This window comes from Candidatus Saccharibacteria bacterium oral taxon 488, assembly GCA_013099195.1.
In the GTDB taxonomy this organism is placed as follows: Bacteria; Patescibacteriota; Saccharimonadia; order Saccharimonadales; family Saccharimonadaceae; genus Nanosynbacter.
In genome coordinates, this window is sequence record CP039999.1 from 623899 (window position 1) to 637283 (window position 13385).

Annotated in this window: 12 protein-coding genes; 5 read left to right on the plus strand and 7 right to left on the minus strand. The window is 49.4% G+C overall.

Annotated elements, in window-relative coordinates; translation table 11 throughout:
* Window positions 1-14: 14 nt before the first annotated feature.
* Window positions 15-1979 carry a 1,4-alpha-glucan-branching enzyme gene (locus tag FBF28_03300; protein QJU08569.1) on the plus strand — a complete coding sequence of 655 codons (1965 nt, stop codon included), beginning with the start codon at window positions 15-17 and terminating at the stop codon, window positions 1977-1979.
* Window positions 1980-2021: 42 nt separating this feature from the next.
* Here FBF28_03300 and FBF28_03305 read toward each other — a convergent pair whose 3' ends face one another.
* Entirely contained in the window at window positions 2022-2600 is a 579-nt protein-coding gene (locus tag FBF28_03305) for a uracil-DNA glycosylase family protein (protein QJU08570.1), read from the minus strand.
* A gap of 80 nt (window positions 2601-2680) precedes the next feature.
* Here FBF28_03305 and FBF28_03310 point away from each other — a divergent pair, with 80 nt between their 5' ends.
* Complete coding sequence (locus tag FBF28_03310) at window positions 2681-3133, plus strand: hypothetical protein (GenBank protein ID QJU08571.1); 453 nt, start codon at window positions 2681-2683, stop codon at window positions 3131-3133.
* Here FBF28_03310 and FBF28_03315 read toward each other — a convergent pair.
* The 4 genes from FBF28_03315 to FBF28_03330 form a co-directional block, all read right to left on the minus strand.
* On the minus strand, window positions 3114-3770 hold the full coding sequence (locus FBF28_03315) for a hypothetical protein (GenBank protein QJU08572.1): 657 nt from the start codon (window positions 3768-3770) through the stop codon (window positions 3114-3116). The genes FBF28_03310 and FBF28_03315 overlap by 20 nt on opposite strands.
* A 94-nt stretch (window positions 3771-3864) precedes the next feature.
* A complete protein-coding gene (locus tag FBF28_03320) occupies window positions 3865-4281 on the minus strand; it encodes a hypothetical protein (GenBank protein ID QJU08573.1) in 417 nt (138 codons plus the stop codon).
* The gene (locus FBF28_03325) at window positions 4268-4978 is read right to left on the minus strand and encodes an NUDIX hydrolase (GenBank protein QJU08574.1); all 711 of its coding nucleotides are present in this window, start codon (window positions 4976-4978) and stop codon (window positions 4268-4270) included. The genes FBF28_03320 and FBF28_03325 overlap by 14 nt, the downstream gene beginning before the upstream one ends.
* Window positions 4979-5110: 132 nt before the next feature.
* Window positions 5111-5698, minus strand: coding sequence for a peptide deformylase (locus tag FBF28_03330; protein ID QJU08575.1), 588 nt, complete (start codon window positions 5696-5698; stop codon window positions 5111-5113).
* 208 nt (window positions 5699-5906) lie between these two features.
* Between FBF28_03330 and FBF28_03335 the strand changes: the two genes are divergently transcribed.
* Entirely contained in the window at window positions 5907-7670 is a 1764-nt protein-coding gene (locus FBF28_03335) for an ABC transporter ATP-binding protein (GenBank protein QJU08576.1), read from the plus strand.
* A 44-nt stretch (window positions 7671-7714) separates the two neighbouring features.
* The gene (locus tag FBF28_03340; GenBank protein QJU08815.1) at window positions 7715-8368 is read left to right on the plus strand and encodes a DedA family protein; all 654 of its coding nucleotides are present in this window, start codon (window positions 7715-7717) and stop codon (window positions 8366-8368) included.
* A gap of 42 nt (window positions 8369-8410) precedes the next feature.
* Here FBF28_03340 and uvrA read toward each other — a convergent pair whose 3' ends face one another.
* The gene (gene uvrA, locus FBF28_03345; GenBank protein QJU08577.1) at window positions 8411-11245 is read right to left on the minus strand and encodes an excinuclease ABC subunit UvrA; all 2835 of its coding nucleotides are present in this window, start codon (window positions 11243-11245) and stop codon (window positions 8411-8413) included.
* Between the two features lie 145 nt (window positions 11246-11390).
* On the opposite strand from uvrA, the gene FBF28_03350 reads away from it, so the two are divergent.
* A complete protein-coding gene (locus FBF28_03350) occupies window positions 11391-11810 on the plus strand; it encodes a hypothetical protein (GenBank protein ID QJU08578.1) in 420 nt (139 codons plus the stop codon).
* A 17-nt stretch (window positions 11811-11827) separates the two neighbouring features.
* Here the strand turns inward: FBF28_03350 and FBF28_03355 are convergent, their stop codons facing one another.
* A complete protein-coding gene (locus tag FBF28_03355) occupies window positions 11828-13381 on the minus strand; it encodes an FtsX-like permease family protein (protein ID QJU08579.1) in 1554 nt (517 codons plus the stop codon).
* Window positions 13382-13385: the final 4 nt, after the last annotated feature.

Sequence of the window (13385 nt, forward strand, 5' to 3'; positions counted from 1 at the left end):
GCTACACTAGAAGCATGAGCAAGAAAACGCTGGTTGAGCTTGACCCGTGGCTGGCGCCGCATGAGAGCGTCATTAAGGATCGTGAGACTTATGTTTCGTCGACGCTAACGAAGGTTTTGGGTGGCAAATCGCCGGCGGAGTTCGCCTTAGGATTTCATCATTTTGGTTTGCGCCAAACAGAGGCAGGCTGGACATTTCGTGAATGGGCGCCAAATGCTACGCGGCTGGTTTTGGTGGGCGAGTTTTCTGACTGGCAGGAGCGCGAGGAATTTGCCCTGCAGCCTGGCGCGCATGGCGAATGGAGTGTTGATTTGCCGAGAGATGCGCTGCACCACGGCCAGAAATATAAACTACGTGCCTATTGGCCAGGTGGCGACGGTTGGCGGCTGCCGTCATATGCCACCTATGTCGTCCAGGACGATGATTCGGTGGATTTTTCAGCCGTGGTGTGGCAGCCTGATGAGCCATATCAGTGGCAGCATGACATTCCGCCTGCGCCAAACGTGCCGCTGATTTACGAGGCACATGTCGGTATGAGCAGCGAGGAGGAAAAGGTTGCTAGCTTCAACGAATTTACCGCGGGCGTCCTGCCACGCATCAAACAAGCAGGATACAACACCATCCAATTGATGGCCATCGCCGAACACCCGTACTACGGTAGTTTTGGCTATCATGTTAGTAATTTTTTCGCCGTGTCATCGCGCTTTGGCATACCGGATGATTTCAAGCGGTTAGTTGACGCGGCGCACGGACTGGGGCTGCGCGTCATCATTGACATTGTTCATGCTCATGCCGCCAAAAATGAAGTCGAGGGCCTGGGCAATTTCGCGGGTGACCCGACGCAATATTTCAAAGCTCACGACCATCCAGCGTGGGATTCGCGGCTGTTTGATTATGGCAAGCCGGAAGTACTGCACTTTTTGGCCAGCAATTGCCGCTGGTGGTTGGATGAATACCACGTTGACGGTTTTCGGTTTGACGGCGTGACCAGCATGCTATATCACGACCACGGTCTAGGCAAAAGTTTCACCAGCTATGACGATTATTTTACTGATGACGTTGACAAGGACACCCTGGTCTATCTCAGACTGGCAAATGACGTCATTCACGCTGTTCGCCCCGATGCCACGACCATTGCTGAGGAAATGAGCGGACTACCGGGCTTGGCGGCACCGGCTGAGTACGGCGGTTTAGGCTTTGATTATCGATTGGCAATGGGCGCGCCCGACCTCTGGATCAAAACACTGAAGGAAAAGCGCGACGAAGATTGGGATTTGGGCGAGCTGGTGCATACGCTGAGTTCGCACCGCCCAGAGGAAAAAGTCATCACCTACGCCGAGAGTCACGACCAGGCCTTGGTCGGCGACAAGACACTGATTTTTCGACTGATCGACAAAGCCATGTATTGGCACATGGACAAAGCCAACCCCGACCTGACAGTAGAGCGCGGCGTGGCGCTGCACAAACTAATTCGGCTACTGACCGCCGGACTACATGGTGGCGGCTACCTTAATTTCATGGGCAATGAATTTGGATATCCCGAGTGGATCGACTTTCCGCGCCAGGGTAATCATTGGTCGTTCAAGCACGCTCGCAGACAATGGAGTTTACGCGACAATGGTTTTCTCAAATACCAATGGCTGGGCGAATTTGACGCGAGCCTGATGAAGCTCATTAAAACCGTTGACGACTCGGGCATTCACTACCTCACCGTTCGCCAACACGACCATGTGGTTAGTTTCATACGCGGCGATCTGCTGTTTATTATGAACTTTTCGCCCAGCCAGTCGTGGACAGATTACGGCGTACCAGCAGCGGCTGGGTCATACAGCGTAATTTTGGACAGCGACGACAAGCAATTTGGCGGGCAGGGCCGGGTTAATCCTAACGGCCGCTACTTTACGACGCCACATGGCAACGAGCATATTATACGTGTATACATACCGACACGAAGTGGCCTCGTGCTACAAAAAGATTGACCGCAAAGCTATGTTAGTATGAATACCCTACCATGATCTTGACTACTGTGCTAATTCTTTGACCATCTTAGACAGAATCGGAATGACGTTCATTTCGAACCATGGATTGCGCGCCCGCCAGCGGAAGTTAAGCGGTGACGGATGGACAAGTGGAAAATAATGAGGCAGATACTCCATATAATGCGCGACTGTTTCGGTCAGGTTGCGCTTCGCCTGTTTGTTGAGATAGTATTGCTGAGCATGAGCACCGACTAAAATCGTCAGCCTCACATCCGGCATCTGTGCTAGCAGCCGTGGATGCCACTTTTTGGCAAATTCCGGTCGCGGCGGTAAATCACCATGCGCAGCCTTACCTGGATAATAAAAATCCATTGGCATTAGAGCAAACAAACTAGGATCATAAAATTGTTCATCGGTAACCCCCAGCCACTGACGCAATGTGCGACCACTGGCATCATTCCATGGCGTGCGTGTTTCCTGCGCTATTCGTCCCGGCGCCTGACCAACCAGCACGATACGTGAGCAGGGCGAAGCGGTATAGACTGGCGGCCAACCACGAGCATGAAACGAAGCATTCATACTATCTTGATCGATTTCATCATACAGCAACGGCCTAGTCATTACGTTAGTATATCACAACCATTCTATACTGTTCATGCTACAGGCTATCCTTCATCAATATTATGTGATATATTGTTCACATGGATATAAACTCAAAAAATATCATAGCTACCTTGATCTCGCTCGGCATCCCACCGGCCTCAGCAACGATCATCCATTGCCTCCTGATCGCCCCACCGTATCACCATAGCCACACAAGCCTCCACGAGCAAACTGGCTTCAGCAAGGCGGCCATTACCGGTGGACTACGCTACCTAGAAACACTTGATATGATCTCCTATCAAACAGACAGTTCACGACGGCAGCATATCGCTCTTGATATCAAGCCGCTAGTCACCTACACTCAACAACGTATGCTGCTGTTCGACAAACTGGCTGACGAATTACACGCAGCATCGGCCGAGCAAGTAGACAGTGAGTTTTCATCGGATATCGCCATGGTAGCTGAGCTGTATAGTGCAATCAACGAAACAATTTGGCAGGCTATAACGACCTGGGAAGAGCAATATACCTCTACTCATCCATTGAAGTAAGATATTCTTCCAGGAAATCGCTCCACTCCGGTACATTCTTTTCTCGAAAATAGGCACGAAGAAAGGTAACCATAGTTTGTTGACGAATTAATGCTTCGTCTCGGCCCGGGTCGGTCATCATAATCTTTGCTAGCTTCAACAACTTCTCAAAGAAATAATTAATGAAGCTATCGCCATCATGCGTGCCACCGTTAGCGTTATATCGACGCGCATCAATGTTCACATCAGGCCAAACAGTTGGATCAAATATCCGACAACTACCGTGATTCACCGCATAAATAAGTGCCCGCTCGATACCGCATGCCCCAATCGCATCACACATATCAGCGTCAGACACCAGCTGACCAGCTAGACGCTCTGGCCGCACACCATGTAGATAACGACTATAGCCAATCCGAGCAATATTATAACGCACCGCATCCTGCAAATCAGCCGCAACACCAGCCTTCGTCATAATTGACGTGGCATTATTGAGTTCATCCGCTTGCTTTTTGCCAACTAATTTATAATCATCAACGTCGTGTAGCCATGCCGTCAGCAGCACTTCGTCCATTGAAGCCGCTTCTTTATGCTCATTCGCGAATCGCTCTGCTAGCCGTGCCACATTCGTCGCTATGGCCTGACGTATCGCCGCCAAGCAGTCGGCAGACTTCCTGCCTTACTATTGTCATTGATTTGTTCATAGACTTTATTATACACCCCCATGCAAGTTATGGACGTAAATCTATTTATTAGCTCCGAAATCCCAAGATGTATAATGCATCATACACGCTCGGAACAACGTAAACTAGTTCACGCAGCATAATATCAACCGGTGCTGTTCGTGAAAAGATTGGTTTCTTTAATGCGAGAGCATAACCGATCTCCATCGCAGCACTTATGCCAACATAGCCTTTGGGGGCATGCAGTAAAATAAAATCAGACTGCTCAATAGCCCGTAAATGCCAGTTTTCTATCTCTCGAGGCGACAGGCCAACTTCTGCAGCATCAACAACAAATTCACCGTCCATAAAGTCCACTCGTCGCGGTGACAATACCTGACAGCCGGTTGCGGCTAGCTCGTCGTAAGCTCGCTGTAACCCGTCAATATCGCGCCTGTAAGACCCGCACAATACCGCACGTACTGCCCGTGGTTTAGAACTCCGCATTACCATATTCATATATTATTTCAGTCAACTCGCCGCACCCGTTGATACACGCCGTGATTTCTCGCAAAAAACTCTTGTACTTTTTTGGCTCATCACGCATCTCGTCGAGCGTACGCCAGGCATTTCTGCCGCCCTCAAACTGTACGGCCAATTTGCCTGAAAATACCTTGCAAAACATCAGGTGAAAGATCTTATCTTCGATAATTTCACCTGTTTGCGCATGGCGCACACATTCATGGTACACCCCGCGATGAACAAATTCACCCCGTAAGCCCGTCTCCTCCGTCAATTCACGCGAGGCCGCATTGACGATTGACTCGGCCCACCGCACTTTGCCAGTAGGCGCACCCCAAAACCCATAGTAGGGGTGCTTGAGCCGCTGCTGCAACAAATACTGTTTTTCTCCAGCATGCTCACGCTCGATAACGAGCATAACTGCCACCTTTGGCTGCCGCTCAATAACACCGGCATCAGTATCAAGCTTATTCGCGTACTCCTTACCCTTGACCGAGAGGCAGTACCCGCCGTCGACTTTCTGCACATAACCTAGCTCAACGAGCCGTTTGATGTGAAATTTAATATGATCGCTTTCCAGACCGCTTGCTTTTTGTAGTGTTGCGAAATTGGCCGCTGGCAAAAATAACAATTCCCGCAAAATTTTCGTCTGTGCCTCATGGATCTTTGCTTCAAAACTCATATCGCCTCCTTTGGCTTTAGTGTAGCGCGATCGGATTAGAAAAACTAGGGAAGTCGACTTCCCTAGTGTAGAGGCGTAGACGTGTCACGCTCCTCTCATAGAATCAGAGATTAGATAATCTCAATAGCTACGTCATTCCTGAGTACTGTTAGTTGACGCTCTGCGGATCGCCAACTCAGCCAGGGCGGCCTTCTCTGTCCGCGGCCCACTTTTTATTCTGTCTGTAAAAAAGATACCGTTCAAATGATCTGTTTCGTGCTGGATAACCCAAGCATACATACTATCAAAGGCCTGTTCATGCGTCTCGCCCTGCTCATCTGTCCAGCGCAACGTAACCTCAGGGTAACGCGTGGTAAAACCCATTGGTGTCGTTTCAGAATCACCCGTCACTCCGCTCAGGCAGCCCTCTGGATTCAAGCTCTTCACAGGTTCACCGCTGTATTCAACGATCTTGGGGTTAATTGCCACAAGCCGAAATGGCTCGACTTTTGCATCCTCAGGCGGCCGCACATCAATGATAAAGATTGCGAGATCGCTCCCAATTTGATTAGCGGCGATACCTACGCCTCCGGGACCCTGTGAACGCAGCGTCTCGAGCATATCGTCTATGGTCTGTTGCACATGATCGCTCCCTATGTCCTCATGTTTGACGGGTACGGCTTCTTGCGTTAGTATTTTACGGCCACCTTCAGTAAAAAAATTTACAATTTCGCGTTTCATGTCTTTATTATACCATATTTATTGGGTAATAAATGGTAAGACCGTCGCAACATTGACGGTTCTTCCATCAGTTGACAGTCGACACACCTCTGTTATACAATGAGATACATCATTACCGTGAGTCTTGGTCACCCAAGTCCACCATACACCATAGTGGACTGTAGATGACTTATCTTTGTATTAAAATATAAATTATAGGAGTTTTACCTTGCGACAACAACACGCAAAAACAACATTACAATTACTATGGCGAGCATCACGTCCATACAAATGGCGGCGCAACCTTGCTCTCATCACAGCGACACTAACCTTAGCAGTAGGCACAATTGTCGGGCCACTGATTATCGCACAGCTCCTGGATATGATTCAACATGCTCAGCTGCAGACTGACTCTGTGTGGACATTGGTAATTTTCTATGGCATAAGTCAGCTATGGTCAGAGATTATTGGGTGGCGGATAGTACTATATTTGATGTGGACGCTAGAAACCATTATGCAGCGCGACATCGCAAACAAGGTATTCGCTAAGCTATCTGGCGAGACCATGTTTTTCCACTCCAACAAATTTGGCGGCTCGCTCGTCAGCCAAAACAGCAAGCTCAGTAGCTGTGTTGAGCGGTTTTGGGATGAGCTAGTGTGGGCAGTGCTGCCGCTGGTCATCTCACTCACCGGATCAATTGTTATCCTGTCGATGTTACTCTGGCAATACGCGCTCTTTCTATTCATGGTCTCGATCATCTTTGGTGTAGCCGTCTTCTTTGGATCACGCCCAATGGCCAAATTAAGTAGGCGTGAGGCGGAGGCCAGCAACAAAGTAAGCGGCAACCTCGCTGACATGGTGTCAAATGTGCTTGCCGTTAAATCATCTGGCGCTGAAAAAGTCGAGCAGCAGCGATTTGATAAAACGAATCATGCATGGCGCAAGGCTAGCCTAGCCACTATGCGAGGATTTCTCACTGTCAGCAGTGTTTACTCAACGATAAACACCAGCATCCGAATCGGTGCCATCGTGTTCGCTATTTATGCAGCACAGCATAATATCGTTTCGGTCGCAGCAGTGTACTTAATCATCACCTATACTGGCAGCGTCACCCGTGAGCTGTGGAATATGAATAGCATTATGCGCAATTATAACCGGATCATCGGCGACGCCCATGAGATGGTTGAGATATTACACACACCAACATCACTTGTTGATAAGAGTGATAAAAAGCTTCATGTTGATCGCGGTGTCATTGATTTTGATGCCGTGACCTTTACGCATGACGAAGGCAAGGGGGCGATGCTATTTCGCAACTTTTCACTGCATATTACACCAGGCGAAAAAGTCGGGCTGGTTGGTTCTAGTGGTTCGGGCAAGACGACTCTGACGAAATTACTGCTGAGATTTGCCGACATTGACTCGGGCACAATCACGATTGACGGGCAGGATATTGCCGAGGTTACACAATCCAGCCTCCGTTCGCAGATCGCTTACGTGCCACAAGAGCCGCTACTATTTCACCGTTCGGTGCGCGAGAACATTGCCTACGGCAAGGCTAATGCCACCGACGCTGAGATTGAACAGGCAGCCAAAAAGGCGGGGGCTTATGATTTTATCATCAAGCTGCAGGATGGATTTGACACACTGGTCGGTGAACGCGGCGTCAAGTTGTCGGGTGGACAGCGCCAGCGCATCGCTATCGCTCGAGCCATCGTGAAAGATGCACCGATCTTGGTCCTCGACGAGGCGACCTCGGCGCTTGATTCTGAGTCAGAAGTTCTGATCCAAAAATCGCTCAAGACGCTGATGAAAAACCGTACCTCAATCGTCATCGCTCATCGACTTTCAACGATTGCAAAGCTTGATCGAATCATCGTGATGCATAATGGCAAGATAATCGAGGATGGCTCGCATGACCAGCTCCTTAAGCACGGCGGCCACTACGCGAAACTGTGGCAGCATCAATCTGGCGGCTTTATTGACGCCTAACCAGCACAGTCTCTAGGTAGTATGCTATAATGCATAATGATATGATGCACGCGTTTATTGATTTTATTGTTCATTTTGGTGTTGTCGCGATTTTGCTGGTTGTCTTTGCCGAATCAGGCCTACTCTTTGGTTTCATTTTCCCGGGTGACAGCCTGCTGTTTACGGCTGGCTATATGGTACAGCAACATATTCTGCCAATTGATATTCATTTCTTTGCACTACTACTCTCGTTCATGGCTATCCTTGGCGATAGCGTTGGCTACGCATTTGGACATAAAGTTGGCCGTAAATTATTTGAACGCAAAAACTCTCGCTTCTTTAAGAAGAAATATCTCGTGCAAGCCGAAAAGTTTTACGAAAAGCATGGCTCACTTACCGTGGTGCTGGCGCGATTTGTACCGATCGTGCGTACGTTTGCGCCAATCGTGGCTGGCGCTAGCAAGATGCACTACCGAACCTTTATCGTCTTTAATATCATTGGCGGCGTTATTTGGGCCACACTTTTCACCTACCTCGGATTCTTTGCTGGCAAAGCGCTCACCGACGCTGGTATTAATATTGAGGTCGCTGCACTAATTATCATCTTCTTGTCAGTGCTGCCAATGATCATTCACGCCCTCAAGCAGGAGCATACTCGCGCGGCGCTGCGCCAACAAGTATCAGTCCTACTCGGTAAGACTCGCCGCAAAAAGCAATAAGCCTTCATGATGAAGCCTGCTCGTTAGTAGCTATACGTCCAACTACAGCAAACTTTTCAGATACCTACCGGTAAATGATTCTGGCACGTTGGCGACTTCTTCTGGCGTACCGCTCGCTACTACCGTACCGCCGCCGAGACCACCCTCAGGCCCCATATCGATAATCCAGTCGGCCGATTTAATCACATCCAGATTGTGCTCAATAATAATCATGCTGTTACCGCCGTCAACCAGCTGCTGCAAAATTCCCAGCAATCGCTTAACATCGGCAGAATGTAGCCCAGTTGTCGGCTCATCCAGAATGTACATCGTCTTGCCCGTCGAACGCTTTGAAAGCTCCGTCGCTAGCTTGATACGCTGCGCCTCGCCACCCGAAAAGGTGGTTGCTGGCTGACCGAGCTTAATATAACCAAGACCAACCTCGACCAACGTCTGTAATTTCCGAGCGATATTAGGCACGCTATCAAAGAAGTCCGCTGCTTGCTCAACCGTCATATCGAGTACATCAGCAATCGTCTTATTTTTATACTTAATTTCCAGCGCCTCACGATTGTAACGCTTACCGTGGCATTCGTCGCACTGGACGTAGACATCCGGCAAGAAATGCATTTCAATCTTGATCATACCGTCGCCTTGGCAGTTTTCGCAGCGACCGCCCTTGACATTAAAACTGAACCGACCAGCTTTATAACCGCGGACATTAGCCTCAGGAGTACTGGCAAACAGTTCGCGAATTGGCGTAAAAATACCAGTGTAGGTCGCTGGATTAGAGCGTGGCGTACGGCCAATTGGTGACTGATCGATGACGATAGCTTTATCCAACTGCTTTATTCCCTCAATTTTATCGTGTGCGCCAGGTACGTCACTAGCCCGGTTGAGCCGTGCCGCTAATTCCTTGGCGACGATATCATTAACTAGCGTCGACTTACCGCTGCCTGAGACACCCGACACCACTGTCATCAGGCCCAACGGAAATGCCACATCAATTTGTTTCAAATTATTCTCACGAGCGCCGCGGACGATTAGTTGACGGCTCGCATCAACCTGGCGGCGGTGTTTTGGTACGGCAATTTTTTCTACACCCGACAGATACTGCCCGGTTATACTATCCGTGCATTTAGCCACCTCATTTGGCGCACCCAGCGCCACCACCGTGCCGCCATGAACACCAGCACCCGGCCCCATGTCAATCAAAAAGTCGCTCTGCCGAATGGTATCCTCGTCGTGTTCGACTACTAGCACCGTGTTACCTAAATCGCGCAGACGCTTCAGCGTAGCAATTAGCCGGTCATTATCACGCTGGTGCAAACCAATCGACGGCTCATCCAGCACATACAGCACACCCTGCAAACCGCTGCCAATTTGCGTTGCCAGCCGAATTCGCTGCGCCTCACCGCCGCTCAGTGTATTGGCGGCGCGCCCTAACTCCAAATAATTCAGCCCGACATTACTCATAAACCCGAGCCGTGCTGTAATCTCTTTCAAAATAAGCCGGGCGATCATCGCCTGCTGCTCATTTAGTGTTAACTTGTGAGTGAACAAGTCAAACGCATCATCAACGCCAAGGTCGCAAATATCCATGATATTCAGACCCTGTACCGTTACTGCTAGGACAACCGGCTTCAGCCGCGCGCCGCCGCAAACATAACAATCCCGCTGGCGCATAAACCGCTCGATGTCCTTACGCATAAATTCACTATCGGTTTCTTTCCAACGTCGCTCCAGATTCGGAATTACTCCCTCATACACTGCATCATAATACCGTCCATTGCCAAGCTGCACCGGATATTTCTGATCACCCGTACCGTACAGTACCTTGTGTCGCGCTTCCTCAGATAGCTGCCCGACCGGTGTCCGAATACTGAAACCATGCGCCTCAGCTACCGCCGAAATCTTGCGCATGTAAAAATTATCGACATTGATCCGGTTGTATGGCCGAATTGCCCCCTCGGCAATCGTCAGATTCTCGTTCAGTACTAAATGAGGATCAACCTCCAAGCGACTGCCAAGTCCAGTACAACTCGGACAGGCCCCTTGCGGTGCATTAAAACTAAACAGACGCGGCTCAAGCTCTGGGATCTCCTCATCCGGATGATCAACACAGGCATATCGCTGCGAGAACGTCTTCAGTTCATCCGTATCAGCATCCAGCACCTCAACCACACCCTGGCCAAGCTCCAGCGCCTGCTCGACGCTCTGGCTCAACCGGCTAGTTAGGTCATTGTTCACCACTAGGCGATCAACCACCAGCTCAATGCTATGCTTGTAACTTTTCTGTAATTGCGGAAACTCATCCAGCGCATACACCACCCCATCCACACGCACCCGGGCGTAACCTAACCGTTGATACTGCTCTGGAATGTGTGCAAACTCGCCCTTCTTATTTTTAACAATTGGCGCGAGTAGCAACAATCGCTTGCCATCATATTGCTTGATAATCTCCTGGATAATCGCCTCGGCTGTGCGGCGTGACACTGGCTTATGGCAGCGTGTGCCGTCTGGCTTGAGGGCCGGACAATGCGGCGTGCCAATCCGCGCGAACAAGAGTCGCAAATAATCATAAATCTCGGTCACCGTCGCCACGGTTGAACGCGGGTTACGGCTGGTTGATTTCTGGTCAATTGAAATCGCCGGACTCAGGCCCTCGATACTATCAACATCCGGCTTATCCATAATGCCCAAAAATTGCCGCGCATAACTCGACAGACTCTCGACATAGCGACGCTGCCCCTCGGCGTAAATCGTATCAAACGCTAGCGACGACTTACCACTACCACTGAGACCAGTGATCACCACTAATTTATCGCGCGGGATCTCCACGTCAATATTTTTCAGATTGTGTTCACGGGCGCCCTTGACGCAAATTACCTCTGGCATATCTGGTCTATTATACCGAATAGACGTTCATTTTTCCAGTTGCAGCGGGCGGAACAATCTCCTCAATATCACATTTTGATGTATTTATAGCAACATATTATGCTTATGATTGCAAATATAATGATCAGCTGTTATAGTAAAATACATGAAGAGGTTTGTGATCATCTGTGGAATTGCCGTTGCCGTCGCAACCTTATTTTACCTGACCCGCGAAGAGTGGTTTTCATTCATGGTTATCGGTAGACTTCCATTCACTGGTATCATTCTGCCAGCAGCTGTGATGATGGGCTTCTGGATGATCATTGTGCCGGTATGTATTATCTGGGCAAAATCGATTAGTACTGCATTTTGGAGTAGTGTCGAGATTATCGGAGAGTTTGATCAGCGTCGCATTAATCGACAACTCCGTCTAGTGGCAAATTCTCGTCACGCAACAGCACAGCACGTCAGTCTAGCTATGGTTGCAGCGTGGCTCGTAATGACGCAACGTCATCTAGCACAAGCTGATGCCACTCCCAAGGTTGACGACCAATCTACAGCACGATTGGCCGTTGCAACAAACTAAAGATATCCCCGCCCCGCTTACTCGGTCTGATTTGCTTCTGGTGACGTCAGCTTCTTGATCATTGGCAATATGATATAGATACCAACAATAGCCATTGCCAGTCCAGCACCAACAATCAAGCAATATAGTGGTGTAATAACTGGCTTTAGGGAGGTTGGAAGGATGCTGATAAATACCAATCCTGTCCACACACCGATAGCACACGAGAGTAGGGAGACACTCACTAACGGCACTAGCGATTCAAAGCCAACGAGGCGCTTTAGCTGACTGAGCTTCATCCCACCGAGCCGTAACGTAAACAGTGATCTCCGTCGCTCCAAGAGTCCACCAATCGTCGATACAATTAAACTTGCTACGGCGACAAACAATGTCACACCCATACCAACATAGGCAAGATCGGCGAAGTTTTTGATGACTGGATTAATGGCTGGCCGCTTAGAATCAGCACCACCAACGACCCACATTGGATTGGCTGATTGTAGTCGCTCACCAACTAGGCCTCGCAATTGATCAACATCAACTGCATTTTGTAGAGTCACGAGATAATTAACGTTGCCCTTTGTTTCAACAGTATCCATCAATGTCACCGACTGCGTAACTGGCGCATCAAAATTGATGAGTGCAAATTGATCCGGACGAGCACCGCTTGGGCACGTATGCTCAGTGTATGATGCTAGATCGCTACAACGCATAGCATGGCCTTTTTCGAGAGGATATATTGCTGCACTATTTACAATATATTGCTGCCTATTAAAAGTTTGCTGCATTGACTGCGGCAGTGAATCACCAATAATTATCGCAGAGTTACCCTTACGCTGTGAGTAGCCATTATTATTAACTGATGATGCACTCAGCATTTCAATGCCACTAACTGCCGTCAGATAAAAACTCCCTGCAAATAGTGCCAAGACGACACCACTGACACTGCGGAATACAGCTCGCGAATGTACCGCGATACGCTTACTTGCGATCAGCACCAGACCGCTACGCGCCCACCGAGCGCACCATCGTGCGATACAATTCGTCAGCCAGCCACCGGCCAATACCAGGCCAAACATAACAAGCATCACTCCCGCCGCGAGCACCATCATTGCTCCTAATGAACTATCTGCTTGCCCATGAAGCCACTGATGTCCCGCAGGAGTCGAGGCCCAGGCAAAGATACCAAGACCTATTGCTAGTGGTAGTACTCGCCAAATACGCAACTTCTTTACTTTTTCTTGCGTCCGGGCTACGCCAAGTGGTGAAATCTGTGCTCGCCGCATCCGCCGCCAGCTCACACCAATAGTTAACGCCAGTGTCAATGCAATGATTAACAGATACTGTAGCCAGTTTAGCTGCAAATCAGCCGGCCAGAATCGTGCACCACCCATCTCAAAATTCTGTAGCGGTGCCTGAAACAGCCAAAACGCTACGAGACCAATAACAACTCCGACAATCGAAGCTATAAGTGACTCGAGGAGAATCACTCGTGTCACTTGCTTTTTTGTGGCGCCAATCAACCGCAATGCCGCATAGCGTTTCTCACGCTGTACGCCACCTAATTGTTTGGCGATGACCAGCCGTTGCATCAGT